Raw genomic sequence first — 17,391 nt, 5'->3', positions numbered from 1 at the left:
GGGCTGTGTCCCACTGTTCCCTAGTTCGCGATCTGCACCGTGAAGGTCAGCCTTTGCAGCTTTGAGCCAAGGTCTTTGCGTCCGCTCCGGACAGAGGCCAGCCGAATGCGACCGCAGCGGCCAGTTCGGACGGCAATAGCGGATCAGGGCTCCTTATTTAGTTTGCGCCAGTCCCATTCAGTACGGTCGTGAGCCTTAACGCTAATCGCCAAGAATTATGATACATTCTTGTTTGATTTAACTTTGTGCACAGAGCTCTTGAGTTTGAAAAGCGCATCATAAGTGCATCATACTTGGTGCATCATAATGTCTAAGTGATTGTTTTTAAGTGTGATTTAGATCCGCCCCCGGGCACCATTCAAACACCTGATATTTTGCAATATTCTTTTCTGAGCCTTTCAGGGTTTGACAGTTTTCTTGAAAGGTTTGACAACTTTCGATCTGCGTTCGTTCTCCTTTTTTAGTGTTTCCATCGTGATCCGGTTGCGGTCCGCGAGGTTGGCGGACCGGGAAAAGTGGCGGGCCATAGATGGTGTCTTTTGCCCCAGCAGGTCCGCAATCTGGCGATCCTCAAGCCCTGCCTCGCGCAGTGTCGTGGCCACGGTGTGTCGCAGCCCCTTGAGGGTCAGGCCGGGTTGCACAACGCCCTCAGCTTCCAGCTTTTTCTTGAAGCGGTGCCAGACTGTCGAAAAGCCGTTGTAGGTCCAAGGCTTTCCCATAGATTAGGCAAGGATGGTCACGGCGTCGTGCGTGGGCGCAGCGTCCATAGCCGCTTGCAGTGTCGGACCGATAGGAATGACAACTTCTTGACCTGTCTTGCCCCTGACGCCCCAGATCGTGTCGCCGTCGATCTGGCGGCGGGTCAGCTTGAATGCATCGGACGGATCAAGGTCTGTATTCATAATCAGCGTCACCGCCACCCGAACGGGCGGGGCGGCTCGATCCAGAACAACTGTGCGTTCCTCTACCGTCCAAGGTCGGTTGGCATAGGGCCGATTTTTCGGGCGCGGCTTAGGAATGACGCCCGCCGCGCAGTCCCGATCGATCAGACCGCGCGGAATGGCGTAGCGAAAAACTTGGCTCAGGAAGGTGCGGACCATGTTCGCCCGCCGCCTTGTCATGGATGCCCGACACAAGGGGCGTTGTGATTGCGGGAACGGGCGTGTCACGAATCGGGTGCAGGAAGTCAGCGCACTTGCGATAGCTGCGCTTGGTGACGTCCGCCAAATTGCCAAAGGGTTCAGTCCGGAAATAAGCATTGACCAGCCCGCCAATGGCTCCCGGCTTGGGTGCCTGCGCCTTCCTCGCCTTGGCAATGGCTGCAATGCGGGCGCATTCCGCAAAAAACGCCGATCCTAATGGGGTCTTTCCCAGGTCGATCTTGTGACCCGTGGCGCGATGACAGCGGCGCGGTTTCCCGTGCCGATCATCAAATATCTTGAAACCTCTTACCCTGACACGTGTCATTACAACTTGCCAAGAATGACGTCCTTCGTCGCCATCTCGGCCCCTTCCTTCATTGCATCAATCCAATTGTCCAGATCGCGCTTGTCCCAAAAGATTGTGCCGGGGCGCATTTCGATTGCCTGGACGGGGCACGTTGTTTTGAAGAGCTTTGGAGGCAGCCCGGTATAACCGCCGCCTCAGACCGTTTCAGCATGCGTTTTTCATTAACGTTGATAGTAAGACTAGGGTCAGGATTCATAACCAGTAGATGACGATTGCAGCGAGGGCGATTGCTGAGAGGAACACCTTCGGGCAGCGGTCATGGCGGGTCGCCACGCGCCTCCAATCCTTGAGCCTGCCGAACATGATCTCAATTCGGTTGCGACGTTTGTAGCGACGCTTGTCGTATTTGACGGTTTTGTTGCGCTGCTTCCGGCCGGGGATACATGCACGTATCCCTTTGGTTTTCAACGCTTCTCTGAACCAGTCTGCGTCGTAGCCGCGATCTCCGAACAGCCAATCGACATCCGGCAGACTGCTGATCAAGGCCCGGGCACCGATGTAATCGCTGACTTGCCCAGCAGTGACGAACAGGTTGAGCGGGCGATCTTCGCTATCACAGATAGCGTGCAGCTTTGTATTCATGCCGCCTTTGGTTCTGCCAATCAGGCGGCCACGCCCCCCTTTTTGACGCCCAAGCTGGACGCCGTACGATGGGCCTTTAGATATGTGGCGTCGATCATGACCGTTTTCTTTTCACCGTGCTCGGCGGCCAGACCAGCCATCATTCGTGCGAAGATGCCTTTCTCGCTCCAACGCTTCCACCGGCTGTAGAGCGTCTTGTGAGGTCCGTATTCTTTGGGCGCATCTCGCCAACGCAATCCATTGCGATTGATGAAGATAATCCCGCTCAGCACCTTTCTATCATCGACCCGTGGCTTGCCGTGCGACTTCGGGAAGAAAGGGGAAGCTTGGCCATCTGCTCGTCTGTCAGCTAGTAAAGGTCGTTCATGTCACCACTCCGTTTTGCGAGCCGTGAATCACGCCGAGCAGTGACAATCAATGCATCCTGAACCTAGGTCGCTTCTTTGCCATTCTCAGTCCTCCGATTCCTAAACATAACGGTGGACCAGATCAGTTGGGGAGGCTCGCCTAAAGCGGACATCGCCATTTACTCATGGGTGTAATTTTTTGAAAACTCTTCCTTGATCGCCGCATGAACAGCTGATTCAATTCTGCCAATTGGCGGGAGGATTGGCGATGATGGGACCGAGGCAGGAAGCACAATCGTCGCTGTTCTATGAGTTCTCAATGGAGAACTACGTTCCCCAAGATCACTTGCTTCGGTCGATTGATCGCATTGCTGATCTGAGCAGCATTCGAGTGCATCTCGCGGATTTTTACAGCCACACCGGTCGTCCATCGGTCGATCCTGAACTGCTGATCCGTATGCTGCTGGTCGGCTATTGCTTCGGCATCCGCTCGGAGCGACGGTTGTGCGAAGAGGTGCATCTGAACCTGGCATATCGATGGTTTTGCCGCCTCGATCTGAGTGACCGTATCCCGGATCACTCGACGTTCTCCAAGAACCGGCATGGCCGCTTCCGCGAGAGCGAACTGCTGCGTCATCTGTTCGAGACGACCGTCGCACGTTGCATCGCGGAAGGTCTGGTGCGCGGCCAGCGCATGGCAATCGATGCCAGCCTGTTCGTGGCCGATGCCAACATACAGAATTCAACGCCAAAAGAAGAATGGGATGCATCAACCATCGATCCAGAAGATGCGCTTCGCGCGGTCCGCGAGTATCTCAACACTCTGGATGAGGCGGCTTTTGGAGCTGCGAGCGAGGTGTAACCAAAGTTCACCTCCCATTCTGATCCGGCCAGCCAGTGGACGGCGGCCCGTAAAGGCCCAGCATTCTTTAGCTATTCCGACAACTATCTGATCGACACGGACCATGGCGTCATCGTCCCCTCTCATCGTTTGCAGAGCAAACGACTGCCGGGCAACGGATGTGGAAGCCACACGGTCCATCCGACAAGCTGAGGTCGGATCAACCAAAACCATGCTGGACCGGGTAGAGGACAAGTTCGATCTGCATCCTGAACGGCTGATCGCCGACACGGCTTATGGCACCGGGCCACTTCTGGGCTGGCTGGTTGACCGCGAGATCGCACCGCACATTCCTGTCTTTGATAAATCCGGGCGCAACGACGGCACCTGGACGCGCGCCGACTTCGAATGGGATGCCGGGAACGATCAATACATCTGCCCGGAAGACCACGCCCTGAAGCAGTTCCGCCGCAACTACTCCGATCCGAACCGAGGTCCGACCGGCAAAGGCACGGCACGTTATCGCGCCTTGAAAGAGGTCTGTCAGATCTGTCCATCGAAAGCCAAATGCTGTCCAAACACCGATGCACGCAAATCACCCGCGAAGAACACGAAGATGCCCGCCAGGTTGCCCGCGAGATCTCCAAGACCCGCCAATACGACATCTCGATGAAACTTAGAAAGAAGGTCGAGATGCTCTTCGCCCACCTCAAACGCATCCTCGGGATCGGACGGCTCCGATTACGGGGACCATGCGGTGCAAATGACGAATTCCTCCTCGCCGCCACCGCCCAAAACCTCCGCAAATTGGCCAAGATCTTTCCCGCACCGCAGCAAATGCGCAAAGCCTGACCAGAAAGGCGTTCGTGTCGTGCTAAGCTCACCCCAATCTGCGTCAGCAACACGTTGTTTTTCAACAGAATCGGATGGAAGCAGCCATTCGCTGCGAGAGCAAACAGGTCTTCACAAATGATTGAAAGCTGCCATTCAAGTCAGAGTTTTTACCCAGTCAATTAGCTGCGAGGGCATGACAGCAAAACCCCTTGGTTCATTAACGGATCCATTCCAATGTTGCATTCAGTGAAATGTCCAGTTTTCAACAAAGTAATATCACCTCTAACCATAGACAATTTGAACGTCGACAATACGATAGTAAGATCAGGACCGTTCTCAGCAGAAAGCGATCAACGTGTCTCGGCTCAAACTTGAACATCTACAGACATTTCTTGCTGTTGTACGTTTCGGCAGCGTCAGCAAGGCAGCGGAAGTGCTTAACCTGACGCAGCCTGCCGTGACAACTCGCATCAAGTCCCTGGAAGACGCCTTGGGGACGTCGTTGTTCGAACGCGAAAGCGCCGGAATGCGCCTGACCAAGCGTGGGGATATGCTGGTCCACTATGCCGAACAATTTCAGCACCTTTCCGATCTGGTCGAAGAGCACGTTGTGGATACGTGCGCCGTTGACAGGTTGATCCGCCTTGGCGTGTCCGAGACTATCGCCCAAAGTTGGCTGCCCGAATTCGTCGGCGCGTTGCGAGCAAAGTACCCGTCTCTCAAGATCGAGATCAGCGTCGACATTTCGTTGAACCTACGGGACCAGTTGCTGGGGCGTGAAATCGATCTGGGTATCCTGCTTGGGCCGGTCTCAGACTACACGGTTGACAACGTGGTATTGCCGGATGTGCCACTGGCATGGTTCCAGGCGTCGGGTGGACCTGTTGGTCAAAATGTCGATCTGGCCGGCATTCCTATCGCGACCTACGCCAAGAACACTCGGCCGTATCGGGAATTGAGGGCCGCTCTGTTCGAACGATTCGGCTCCGAAATCTCCCTGTTCCCGTCCTCCTCTTTGTCATCTTGTTTTCGTATGGTTGAGGCCGGGTTATGCGTGGGCGCCCTGCCGATCTCGCTGGCAAAAAAACTGGTGCAAGAGGAAAAACTGGTCGAATTCAACCCGGGGTGGGTTCCCGAACCCCTTCAATTTTCTGCGTCTTATCTGGGTGAACCACGCAACCATCTGCTTGAGGCTGCAGCGGGCATCGCCAAGGAAATAGCGCTTCAACATCCATAAAAGTTTTTTATGTAGAAGGTAAAAATAATACAATTTGATTTTATGCCTCGGGCGCACGAACGTATCCCAAATGAGGGAGGCGTCGTAGTGAACGATCTGTATGAGCCACTAAAATCTGTGACAACAGCGTCTGTGCGCGCGCAGATTAGGTCACAGGCCTATCGCGGACACACCGCCGGTTTGGGCGGGAATACCCTGCAGGCCAACCTGGCCATTTTACCCGAGCACTACGCGTTGGATTTCATGCGCTACTGCCAGCGAAACCCAAAACCCTGCCCGATTGTTGGCGTTTCTGACACAGGCAATCCGAACATGGACACCTTGGGCGGTGATATCGATATCCGCACCGATACTCCGGCCTATTACATTTATCGCGATGGCATCCACACCGAAACGGTTCATGATCTCAGAAACCTGTGGCGCGATGATTTTGTGGCTTTCGCATTGGGGTGCTCGTTTACCTTCGAGCATGCTTTGCAACAGGCCAAAGTACCGCTCTGGCACATCGAAAATGACCGTACCGTGCCGATGTTCGTGACCAATATCCAAACGGTTAAATCTGGGCCGTTTGAGGGGCCAATGGTTGTCAGCATGCGGGCGATCCCTGATGCAAGGGTGGACGAGGTTGTCGAAATCTCGCGCAAGTTTCCTTTGGCACACGGCGGTCCGGTGCATTGGGGCGATCCGGCGATCATTGGTATCGCCGATGTTAGCAGCCCGGATTGGGGCGATCCGGCTCCGATCCCAGACGGAACCACGCCAATGTTCTGGGCTTGTGGCGTCACACCGCAGGCTGCGATCAGGAATGCCAAACCTTCAATCGCGATCACACACAAGCCGGGCCACATGCTGATCACCGACATCGCTGATGATGCCGAAACACCAATCTACCAATCAAAATAAAGCAACAGGAGAGAAATCAGATGAAGAAGCTCGCAACAACACTCGGCGCGCTCGCTGTTTCAGCAACCGCAGCCATCGCCGACAATCCCGTGGTTCTGAACGCTGTGGGAACGTGGTCCAGCCTGACGAATTACCAGAAACACGAAGAGCCTTTCTTTAACCAGCGGCTCAACGAGGCATCGGGCGGAGAAATAGTCGGAAAGATCCAGTCGCAATCCGGTTTGGGGTTAAAGGGCTTCGAGATCATGCGCATGGTCAAGAACGGCGTCTTTGACTTTGCATTTGGGTTGCCCGGCTACGTCGCCGCCGAAAACGCGATTTTCGAGGGCGCAGATTTGTCTACCCTGACACAGGATATCGACACTCAACGAAAGGTGGCCGACGCCTATTTCGACACGCTGTCCGCGGCGTTCGAAGAAATCTACAATGCCAAGCTGCTGATGCTGTACCCGTTCCCAAGCCAAACCTTGTGGTGCAACGCTGAAGTGAACGGGATTGCCGATCTGGAAGGCAAGAAAATCCGTGTCTATTCAACGACCTTAGGTGACTTCGTCGAGGGCGTCGGGGGCACATCCGTGACAGTCGCCTTTTCCGAGGTTATCCCGGCATTGGAGAAAGGTGTCGTCGACTGCGCGATCACCGGGACCATGTCAGCCTATACGGCCAAGTGGAACCAGGTCGCCACCCACGCTTATACCTTGCGTGTCGGCTGGGGCCTGGCATTCGGAGCCATGAACCTGGACAAATGGAACAGCCTGTCGCCCGAACAACAGGCACTCTTGGAAACCGAACTCGCAGCGCTGACGGACTCCATGTGGGCAGAGACGGCAACCGAGGATGATATTGCAATTTCCTGCATCACCGGCGGCGCATGTGAGATCGGAGAAGCCGGATCCATGACGCTCGTCGAACCCACAGCAGACGATCTGACCGCACGGGACAAAATCGCAACCGATGTCGTGCTGGCCCGTTGGGCAGAACGCTGCGGCGCCGATTGTGCCGCAAATTGGAATGAAACCGTTGGCCCGATCCTTGGTCTGAAAGCCGAAGCCAAGTAATCCGGCCCATTCGGTGGGGCGGCCAGACTCCCGCCGCCCCACCACAAAACATCAGGTAATCAAAATGTTAGACAAGCTCTTAGGCGGCGCGCAAAGGTTGGGCCTTTGGATGACGTGGCTGGGTGGAACACTGATCGTGTTTTCAGCCTTCCTCATTACTCTCGAAGTCTTTCTGCGCAAAGTTTTCAACATCTCTCTGGGCGGGGCGGACGAAATCTCGGGCTATGCCTTCGGTGTGGCAACCGCTTTGGCGCTGTCTTTTGCGCTGTTTGAACGCGCGCATATCCGGGTTGACGCCCTGCTTGGAGTAATTCCCAAGGCGCTGCACCCGTTTATCAATTTGTTTGGCCTGGTGCTTTTGACAGGATTTGCCTTGGTCATCGTCGTGATGGTGTGGGGCATGGTGGCCGATACGCTGGCTAACGGTTCCCGGTCAATTACACCGATGCGCGTACCGCTGGCCATTCCGCAGATACCTTGGCTGCTGGGTTGGATGTTCTTTGTTGGCTCGGGCGTACTCATCGCTCTGGCTGCAATCAGACAGTATTTTCGAGGCGATCTGGCCCGCGTGCAGGATCTGATTGGCGTGAAATCCCTGGACGAACAAATAGAAGACGAGACGGTGTAGACCGATGCTGATCAAGACACTTCTGATCCTTCTTGCTCTCATCGGTTTGGCCGTTCCTATTGCCGCCTCTTTGGGTTGGCTGGGCCTGATCCTGCAATGGACCGACAGCCCGATGCCGCTGCACCGCGCGATATCGGACATGGCATGGCAGACCAGCACGGACTTTCTGCTAGTGGCTATCCCGATGTTCGTAATGATGGGAGAAATTCTTTTGCGAGCTGGCATCACCGAACGGATGTATGACGGCATCGTCAAATGGCTCGGTTGGTTGCCAGGTGGGTTGATGCATTCCAACATCGGGTCCTCGGCCTTGTTTGCGGCAACGTCTGGGTCGTCCGTGGCAACAGCGGCAACGATCGGAACGGTGGCTGTGCCGCAGATCAAAAAGCGGGGTTACAACGAACGGCTGTTTCTTGGCACGGTGGCTGCCGGAGGAACGCTCGGCATTCTGATCCCGCCATCGATCAACCTGATCCTGTATGGTTTATTGACTAATACGTCGGTGCCGGAACTGTATCTGGCGGGCTTCCTGCCCGGATTTCTGCTGGCACTGCTGTTCATGGCGACCGTCGTTGTGGCATGCATGATCAAGCCGGAATGGGGCGGGGACCAACTACGCCACAGCTGGGCAGAGCGGCTTGCTGCGCTTCCTGCACTGATCCCTCCACTTGGCATCTTCATGGTAGTCGTCGGCTCCATTTATGCGGGACTGGCAACTCCGACCGAAGCTGCAGCTTTGGGGGTTGTTGCCTCGATGGCGCTTGCGGCGTTCAACGGCAAGATGTCGATGGAAACCATGCGTCACGCAATCGAAGGCACGATGCGCACGACCGCCATGATCATGCTGATCATCATCGCTGCGGTGTTCCTGAACTTTGTCCTTTCGATCATCGGCCTAACCCAGGCTCTGACCGAATTCGTAACAGGGCTGGGCTGGAGTCCCATGCAAACCATGTTGACGATCGTCGCGGTGCTGATCCTGATCGGCTGCTTCATGGAGACGCTTTCGATGCTGTTAACTATGGCACCGCTGGTCACTCCGATCGTTGTGGCGCTCGGCTTTGATCCGGTTTGGTTTGGCATCTTGTTGATGGTACTTCTGGAAACCGCTCTGATCACGCCGCCCATTGGGATCAACCTGTATGTGGTGCAAGGGATCAGAAAAGCAGGACCCATGATGGATGTGATCCGCGGCGCATTGCCATTTGTTGTCACCATGTTCGTCATGCTCGGGCTTCTTTTGGTCTTCCCTAAGCTCGCAACCTGGTTGCCTTCTCTGGTGTACTAAACCGCCAAGGCACCTTTCCCCCTTCATGAAATTCAATGCCGGTTGGGCCGGCAAACAGAGGAGCTATGTCCATGTGGCAGTTTTGGGTAGATCGGGGTGGCACGTTCACCGACATCGTTGCACGCAAGCCGGATGGGAGTTTGCAGACACATAAGTTGCTGTCAGAGAATCCTGAGCGCTATGCTGACGCCGCCGTACAAGGTGTCCGTGAATTACTGGGTTTGGAAAGTGATCAGGACATCCCAAAAGGGTCAATTCGTGCGGTAAAGATGGGAACCACGGTTGCAACCAACGCGTTGCTGGAACGGAAAGGCGACCGAACCATCCTGTTCATAACCAAGGGGCTGCGTGATCTTCTGCGGATCGGATACCAAAACCGACCGCGCCTGTTTGATCTGAATATTCAGTTGCCCGAGCTTCTGTACGAAGACGTTGTCGAAGTCGAAGAACGCGTCGCGGCGGATGGCGAGGTCGTAACACAGCTGGATATCGACAAAACGAAAGCCGCGTTGGAAAAAGCCTATTCGGAAGGATATCGTTCCGTCGCTGTCGCGCTTATGCACAGCTTCCGGCATCCCAATCATGAAAAACTGATTGGCGAGCTGGCGCGTGCCGTTGGGTTTCCACAAATCTCGCTTAGCCACGAGGTGAGCCCGCTGATCAAACTGGTGGGCCGCGGAGACACCGCAGTGGTTGATGCCTATTTGTCACCCATTCTTCGTCGATACGTAGAGCAGGTAGCGACGGCTCTGGGCGCCGATGAAGGCGGGTGTGATCAATTGATGTTCATGCAGTCTAACGGCGGCTTGACCGACGCGGATCTCTTCCAGGGTCGTGATGCCATCTTGTCCGGTCCGGCGGGCGGTGTCGTCGGGATGGTACGCACCGCTGCCGATCATGGCTTTGACAAACTGATTGGTTTCGACATGGGCGGTACGTCTACGGACGTGTGTCACTATGCCGGTGAATATGAACGATCCTTTGAAACCGAGGTTGCCGGCGTCCGGATGCGCGCGCCAATGATGTCGATCCATACCGTCGCTGCAGGTGGCGGATCTATCCTGTCCTTTCGCGATGGCAGGATGCAGGTCGGGCCGGAAAGTGCCGGCGCCAACCCCGGACCAGCTGCCTATAGACGTGGTGGCCCGCTGACCGTCACCGACTGCAATGTTTTGCTTGGCAAACTGCAGCCCGAGCATTTTCCTTCGGTTTTCGGCCATGAAGGCAACGAACCGTTGGATAAGGAAATTGTGCGCAGTAAATTTGAAGCTCTGGCGGCTGAAATGGGCACGGATAAATCGGTTGAGGAACTTGCCCAGGGCTTCTTGCGGATCGCTGTCGAGAACATGGCGAACGCGATCAAGAAAATCAGTGTGCAACGCGGTTACGACGTCACCAAATACACTATGAATTGCTTTGGCGGCGCTGGGGGACAGCACGCCTGTCTGGTCGCCGACGCGTTGGGGATGGAACGAATTTTCATTCACCCTTATGCAGGCGTTTTGTCAGCCTTTGGTATGGGTTTGGCGGACATCACAGCGATCCGGGAACACCAGTTCCAGTCCTCTATTCTGGATACAGAGGCACAGAATATCTGCGATGCTCTGGCGAAGTCCGCCAGGGCTGAGGTTGCGGCTCAGGGCGTGGCCGAAGTAGATATTTCGGTCTCAGCGACTGCCCATATCCGCCCCGCGGATGCTCAGCAAAGTCTATCGGTGCCATTTTCCGACCCGATTTCGATGCGCGACGCGTTTGTTGTGGCGCACAAGCAGCGCTTTGGATTCGCGCCGGATACCAGCGATCTGATCATCGAGATGCTGGTGACAGAGGCAATCGGAAAGACGGGTGAGCAGGTCACCTTGCTCGATTGTGTCGCAACCAACGCCGCTCGGATTCCGGTGACGCTTTATTGCAGCGGGCACCACCAACAGGTTCCTCTTATCGATCGGACGCAGCTTGGCATTGGTCAATCTATCAAAGGCCCGGCGATCTTGACCGAACCAACTGGAACAAATGTCGTCGAAGACGGTTGGACCGCCACCTGTCTGAGCGGTGGCAACCTGGTCCTGACGCGTGAAACACCGCTGCAGCGGGTTGAGGCAGTCGGCACAAATGTCGATCCGGTTATGCTGGAAGTGTTTAACAACCTTTTCATGTCCATCGCGGAACAGATGGGGGCAACGCTCGCGAATACGGCGTATTCAGTGAATATCAAAGAACGGTACGACTTTTCCTGCGCGATATTTGACCAAAAAGGTGATCTGGTTGCCAACGCACCGCATGTGCCCGTGCACTTGGGTTCGATGTCGGAAAGTGTTCGAACTATTCTGCGCCAAAACAAGGGTAAGATCCGACTAGGCGACGTGTTCATGATGAACAACCCCTATAATGGCGGCACCCACCTTCCCGACGTTACAGTCATCACCCCGGTTTTTGACGAAGCAGGTGAGAAAATCGTGTTCACCGTCGCCTCGCGCGGCCATCACGCTGATATCGGAGGGAAAACTCCCGGCTCGGCTCCGCCCGATAGTCGCCACATAGAAGAGGAAGGCGTGTTGATCGACAATTTCTTGTTGGTCGATCGGGGTGAGTTGCGAGAAGACGCTGCGCGCGACCTGTTGGCTTCGGGGCGTTACCCATGTCGCAACGTCGATCAGAACATGGCGGATCTTGCGGCACAGATTGCCGCGAACGAGACCGGAGCAGCCGAACTGCGCAAAATATCGGCACAGTTTGGCCTGCCGACGGTCCACGCCTATATGGGGCACGTGCAGGATAACGCTGAGGAGAGCGTGCGACAGGTTCTCGACGTCCTGCGAGATTGCAGCTTTTCCTACCCATTGGATGGAGGGGCAAAAATCGAAGTGGCAATTTCGGTAGACAAGGCATCCCGAACCGCCACGATCGATTTTTCGGGCACATCCGGTCAATCGCCCCTCAACTACAATGCGCCACTGGCGATTTGCCGTGCCGTCGTCTTGTACGTTTTCCGAACGTTGGTCGGCAGCGACATTCCGATGAACGAAGGTTGTATGAAACCTTTGAATCTGATTGTTCCGGCAGGAACGATGATCAATCCCAACGCGCCCTCGGCTGTCATTTCCGGCAACACAGAAGTCTCGCAAGCCATTGCGGACACCCTCTATGGCGCGCTTGGGGTTGTGGCCGGCAGCCAAGGCACGATGAACAATTTTGTCTACGGCAACTCCACCTATCAAAACTACGAAACCATCTGCGGGGGCACCGGAGCTGGCAAAGGCTTTGACGGCACGAGTGCAGTACACAGCCACATGACAAACACCCGCATGACGGACCCGGAGGTACTGGAAAGCCGGTTCCCGGTGCGGTTGGAGGAATTTTCAATCCGCTCTGGTTCAGGCGGGAACGGTGAGTTCCAAGGTGGCGACGGTATCCGCAGGCGGTTGCAGTTCTTAGAAGAAACAACCGTGACCGTCCTTTCGTCCCACCGGGATACCCATCCACACGGTGCCTCGGGCGGCGCCCCAGGCGCGACGGGACAGAACGCAATTGTTCGTAGCAACGGGTTGATTCAAGAGCTCAGCGGTAACGACCAGTCAGTGCTGCTTCCGGGAGACGTATTCGTAATGGAGACTCCGGGCGGCGGCGGGTTTGGCCAACCAGACAAAGTTGTATGATTTGCAGATACACGATGAAAGAGGGATTGTTGTGGAAAAAGGGTGTTCTTGACTTGCTCGGGATGTGGCAAAAACGCTTTCTTTTGTGACAGGGAAAACAGCTGAGGCCAGTTTCGTCCAGGGACGCTGGCTCACTGCCAATCGGCTATCGCTTATGTTATGAACGACCGCTTTGGGGATCTGTTTTGCGGCATCGAACTGGAGGTTGAAAGGCATCTGTGGGCCGTCTGCTATGAGCCGTCAGGCCGCGTGGCTGTAGACGCTGCATCCGCCCCAATAGCGGCCATGAGCCCAAAGTACTTGATACTGAGATTCTTACGAAATTCCGCTTATGAAGGTCGCGGCACAGCACCCGGTTTCGCCCGCTCAGTTTCAAATTGAGGTGTGAGCTCTGTTGGATGCACTACGGTCGTACTCTCTCCATCGGCGGGCAAGTTCGGTGTATTTTGCACGACCTCTTGCTTGGTTCGACTATTCCAAGACCTCGTGCGCGGCAAAGGCATCCGCATAGTCGGGATGCCAGCGTGAAAGAGCCGGGCGATTGTTGATAATATCACCCGCGGCCCATTCAACCCGTTTGTGGTCGCGCTCTTCGGATACATCATTGTCGGGACAAAGAATATAGAAGTCCCCGTCCGACATGCGCTTCAGCAGATAGTCAATTGCCTCTTCGCTTGTCCAAGCGGCGGCAGGTTTTTCCGGCATGAATTTCGCGATCATACCAGTATAGGTAAATCCCGGCACAAACAGATGGGCGGTGATATCCAACTCGGCCTGCCGCAAATCATGCGCCAACATTTCCGTCATGACCTTCACGGCGGCTTTGCTGGTATTGTAAGCGGGGTTTCCGGGCGGTGTGGTGATGCCCTGTTTTGACCCGGTGTTGATCACCACAGCCGGGCGCGCCGCTTTGATCATGCGCGGCAGGAAAGCATGCACGCCGTTCATGACGCCAAAAAGGTTGACCTCTAACAGTTTGCGCCAGTTTTCCGCGTTGTCCCAACTGCCGGACGGCACCGCGATACCGGCATTGTTCATCAGGACAGCCACCTCGCCGAGGGCAAAGATCTGATCCGCCAATGCATTCACAGCAGTGGCGTCGGTAACATCAGTCGGAACCGCCTGAACAGTCGCGGCACCCCCAGCCTGATCGCGCAATTCCGCCTCGGCTTTGTCCAAGACCTCACCCGCAAGATCGACCAGCACGACCCCCAGACCGTCTTGAATAAATCGTTGGGCCGCGGCTTTGCCAACACCGTTTGCTGCCCCGGTTACAACGGCCAGGCCACCTTTATCGATTGCTTCGCGGTACATGGATCATCCTCTTTTGCTGTGAATGACTAAGCGGCCTTTCAGGGCGCCATCTTTTGCTTGACGCCACCGATGAACGTCTCGTCATCCTGTTGTTTGCGCGCATCGAGCAGTTCTTCAGCATCAGGCCCTGCGCGAAAACGCAGGCGGTTGCCGGTCTCGTTGGCCGCATCCCAAATGACCTGCGCGACAGTTTCTGGTGCCGAAGGGTTCGCGGCCAGCTTGCCAAACAGGCGCCCCATGGCTTCGGCCATTGGTGCGTAATCCGGCAGGTTCTCATCCATCGCGAAATCGAATGAGCTGCCGCCAAAGTTGGTCTCTATCATTCCAGGCTGGATGATACGGACCCGAATGCCAAGAGGCTCCAACTCGTAGTGCAGCGCCTCGGAAAGCCCCTCTACTGCGAACTTGGTGCCATGATAGAGCGCGCCAAGTGGGAATGTGATCTGTCCTCCGATGGACGAGATATTTATGACCGTGCCCGACCGGTTCTGACGGAAATGGGGCAGAACCGCTTTGGTCACTTCCATCAACCCGAGTACGTTGGTGTCAAACTGACGCCGGATGCGGTCCATTGTGAAGGCCTCTAACGCACCGTAGGCGCCGTAGCCCGCATTGTTCAGCAAAACATCAATCTGCCCAAACCGTTCGATGCCAGCGCCCACGGCCGATGCGATTAAGTCCGAATCCGTCACATCCAGTTGGGTCAGATGTACGTTGTCCAAATCCCCCAGATCCGTGCTGCCCGCAGGGTTGCGCATCGTGGCAATGACATTCCAACCGTTCGCTTGGAAATGTCGGGCGGTTGCCGCGCCAATACCGGATGAGGCCCCGGTGATCAGAATGGTTTTCATGTTATTGCTCCGCAAATTTCTAAGCACACAATAATCATCAGGAAAGGATGTATCTTTCAGTATTCTCCGTCTTTCTTGCTCAATTCTCCGGAAATGGAAGTTTTCAGTAATAGCGTTTTTGGTTCCGTGCTAACGATGAGGGCAACGACAGGAGGCAGTCATGGGACCTCAGACATTATTGGACTATGTTCTGGCGCTGCTTGACCACGCAGGCGTCGCGCAGGGGGTCCTGACACATAAGGAAAGCGGGACGGTTTTTCTCACCCACCCGTCGACCACCCAACATGACGCAAATGTCTACCGTCCGCTGTTGTGCGCGGTCCTGCAAGGCGCCAAGGAGGTCGGAACCGGCACCAGAACACTCACCGTCCGGGCCGGGCAGTCGCTGATCGTCAGTAACGCGCTGCCGGTTGTCTCAAGGATTACCGAGGCCACACCAGAACGTCCCTATGTCGCGCTCGTGTTCCCCCTTGATCTGGATCTCTTGCGTGTCCTGGCCTCGTCACTGCCGCAGTCATCCACCCATCGAGTGTCGGATCCATTTTCGATCTGCCTCGCTGACACCGGTGATGACATGAAAAGCGCCCTGTTGCGGTATTTCCGCCAGTGCGAAGGCGAAGAGACGCGTCACATGCTGGCGCCGATCACGGTGCGGGAAATCCATGCCCGCCTGCTGATCGGGCAACATGGCGGCACGCTTCAAAAACTGGTGTGGCATGAAAACACGGCCAGCCGGATTTTCGCGGCGACTCACGAAATCCGGTCAGACCTGGCCAATCCCCTTGTCGTCGGAGAACTCGCCGGGCGCGTGGGTATGAGCAGTTCGGCCTTCTTCGAACGGTTCAAGGCCGTCACGGGAACCTCGCCGTTGCAATACCAGAAAGACCTGCGCCTACTTCATGCCCGCAATGAGCTTCAAACCACCGGCGCAAAGATCTCAGAGATTGCCTACGGCGTCGGATATGAAAGCCCCGCTCAATTCTCACGAGAATATGCCCGTAAATTCGGACGTTCCCCGAGGCAGGATCGAGTTTCCGAAACTGTTCGGTAAGGCTGCAGGGAAAAAACGTAAACGTCAGAGCCTTCTCACGAAACATGGCTTTCGAGCCAATCAATTTCTGAAAGCGACAGTTGGCGCAGCTGCGGAGAATTGGTGCTTCGTCCCACATTCAGGTATCGACCATCACTTGAGCTAAGCAGGCACAGTGAATGCTGTGCTCAAAGTCGGCTTAGGGATGTACCAGCTGCTTCACCCAGCAGGTTGCCGTAAATTTTTTCGACTCGTTCAAAACCATCGCTGCTGAGGCAGTGGATGCGCTGATCAACAGGACAACAACGGTCATTGAAGAGAATGCTGGGCCTGTCCAAGTGTTGGTGGTTACGTCACAAAAAGACCGAGAAAAATCGAGCGCCTCATACTAATGCAAGCCCAGTACTTCGTTCAGCGTCGCCGGGTCAGTACCGGGTGACCTCGACTGCGACCGCAGCAAACACCACGCCAATTAAAAGCGCTTTTGTATTCACTGCCGAAAGGCTGGGTAGTTTAACCCGAAGAGACAGGGCAATTATCACACCCCCAGTCAACCCAGTCGCAATTGAATAGATCATGCTACTTTTGTCCGCGTTGAGACCGATCAATATGCCGATTGCAAGCGACGCGACAAAGTATGCGCGTAGCCATCCAGACATATGCCCGGGGTGGGTCTTATAGAGAAAAATATTCACTCCAAACAAATGCAATGAATAGGCCAACGTTCCAATCGCGTTCAGCTCGGGTGATGTTCCCGTCGTTTGCATGACTGTAATAGCAAGCAAGCAGTTGTAGGTTCCAAGTGCCACTGTATCCAAGCCAAGCGACAACCGGTTATCGGCCCCCACGTCGCGTCTGGCTTCCAGCAAGTAGTAAAGGAGAAATCCTAGCAGAGAGTAACCATACAGCGAGTGCTCCCACTTCCCGGATGCAGCTAATACAGCGGACAATTCACCGATTTTTGGCAGTAAGAAAAGGAAAGCATAGCCAAGTCCAATCCCAGACGAAAAATCAGATAGCCAGCTTGCTTGGGCGGGGAATCTTCGAAAAAAAGACACGCAGAAGACGTGAACAGTGCCGATGACTGCAATCGATGTTATCGCGAGGTATGTCGACGCGTCGAACACGGCTAAGATCCAATGAAGACATTACAATTTGTATGAGACACCCGTTGGGATCAAAAGCACAACCCAGAAAATGAGGAAGGTGCGACAGTGGCTTATTCATCGTCCATTCCTCAATGGCTATGAAGAGTGACAAACCCACCCTTAGCAAATTACCATACTTGGACCGACAGGCTCTGACGTCAGACA

General features: G+C 55.2%; 12 protein-coding genes and 2 pseudogenes. 8 read left to right on the top strand and 6 right to left on the bottom strand.

The genetic code is table 11. The annotated features are described in order from the left end of the window. Positions 1–398: 398 nt before the first annotated feature. The 3 genes and pseudogenes from ACR0K1_RS12700 to ACR0K1_RS12690 all read right to left on the bottom strand — a co-directional run bounded on the left by ACR0K1_RS12700 (position 399) and on the right by ACR0K1_RS12690 (position 2,425). Positions 399–719 (bottom strand): tyrosine-type recombinase/integrase, encoded by a 321-nt coding sequence (locus tag ACR0K1_RS12700; RefSeq protein WP_480850895.1) that lies wholly within the window; start codon positions 717–719, stop codon positions 399–401. Positions 720–722: 3 nt separating this feature from the next. Continuing rightward, positions 723–1,100, bottom strand: a complete 378-nt coding sequence (locus ACR0K1_RS12695; protein ID WP_480850893.1) for a hypothetical protein — start codon at positions 1,098–1,100, stop codon at positions 723–725. Positions 1,101–1,701: 601 nt separating this feature from the next. After that, positions 1,702–2,425 (bottom strand): annotated as a pseudogene (locus ACR0K1_RS12690) (IS5 family transposase). A gap of 281 nt (positions 2,426–2,706) precedes the next feature. Between ACR0K1_RS12690 and ACR0K1_RS12685 the strand changes: the two are divergent. The 7 genes and pseudogenes from ACR0K1_RS12685 to ACR0K1_RS12655 all read left to right on the top strand — a co-directional run bounded on the left by ACR0K1_RS12685 (position 2,707) and on the right by ACR0K1_RS12655 (position 12,883). Next, positions 2,707–4,131 (top strand): annotated as a pseudogene (locus ACR0K1_RS12685) (IS1182 family transposase). Between the two features lie 337 nt (positions 4,132–4,468). Next, a complete protein-coding gene (locus ACR0K1_RS12680) occupies positions 4,469–5,350 on the top strand; it encodes a LysR family transcriptional regulator (RefSeq protein WP_480612747.1) in 882 nt (293 codons plus the stop codon). 87 nt (positions 5,351–5,437) lie between these two features. Further along, a complete protein-coding gene (locus ACR0K1_RS12675) occupies positions 5,438–6,253 on the top strand; it encodes a putative hydro-lyase (protein ID WP_480850891.1) in 816 nt (271 codons plus the stop codon). 20 nt (positions 6,254–6,273) lie between these two features. Then, positions 6,274–7,311 carry a TRAP transporter substrate-binding protein gene (locus ACR0K1_RS12670; protein WP_480612744.1) on the top strand — a complete coding sequence of 346 codons (1,038 nt, stop codon included), beginning with the start codon at positions 6,274–6,276 and terminating at the stop codon, positions 7,309–7,311. Positions 7,312–7,375: 64 nt separating this feature from the next. Continuing rightward, positions 7,376–7,939, top strand: a complete 564-nt coding sequence (locus ACR0K1_RS12665; protein WP_480612742.1) for a TRAP transporter small permease subunit — start codon at positions 7,376–7,378, stop codon at positions 7,937–7,939. 4 nt (positions 7,940–7,943) lie between these two features. Then, positions 7,944–9,227, top strand: a complete 1,284-nt coding sequence (locus tag ACR0K1_RS12660; RefSeq protein ID WP_480612740.1) for a TRAP transporter large permease — start codon at positions 7,944–7,946, stop codon at positions 9,225–9,227. A gap of 71 nt (positions 9,228–9,298) precedes the next feature. After that, positions 9,299–12,883, top strand: a complete 3,585-nt coding sequence (locus ACR0K1_RS12655; protein WP_480850888.1) for a hydantoinase B/oxoprolinase family protein — start codon at positions 9,299–9,301, stop codon at positions 12,881–12,883. Between the two features lie 471 nt (positions 12,884–13,354). On the opposite strand, the gene ACR0K1_RS12650 is transcribed toward ACR0K1_RS12655, so the two are convergent. Together ACR0K1_RS12650 and ACR0K1_RS12645 are read right to left on the bottom strand one after the other, a co-directional pair. Continuing rightward, positions 13,355–14,197, bottom strand: a complete 843-nt coding sequence (locus ACR0K1_RS12650) for an SDR family NAD(P)-dependent oxidoreductase (protein WP_480850886.1) — start codon at positions 14,195–14,197, stop codon at positions 13,355–13,357. 38 nt (positions 14,198–14,235) lie between these two features. Beyond that, entirely contained in the window at positions 14,236–15,048 is an 813-nt protein-coding gene (locus tag ACR0K1_RS12645; RefSeq protein WP_480612734.1) for an SDR family oxidoreductase, read from the bottom strand. A 160-nt stretch (positions 15,049–15,208) separates the two neighbouring features. On the opposite strand from ACR0K1_RS12645, the gene ACR0K1_RS12640 reads away from it, so the two are divergent. Next, positions 15,209–16,099, top strand: a complete 891-nt coding sequence (locus ACR0K1_RS12640; RefSeq protein WP_480612732.1) for an AraC family transcriptional regulator — start codon at positions 15,209–15,211, stop codon at positions 16,097–16,099. Positions 16,100–16,503: 404 nt separating this feature from the next. Here ACR0K1_RS12640 and ACR0K1_RS12635 read toward each other — a convergent pair whose 3' ends face one another. Then, positions 16,504–17,205: a hypothetical protein gene (locus ACR0K1_RS12635; RefSeq protein ID WP_480850884.1), complete on the bottom strand. Its 702-nt coding sequence runs from the start codon at positions 17,203–17,205 to the stop codon at positions 16,504–16,506. Positions 17,206–17,391: the final 186 nt, after the last annotated feature.

The organism is Ruegeria sp. F5 (assembly GCF_056533845.1).
This window is presented reverse-complemented; position numbering and strand designations above follow the sequence as displayed.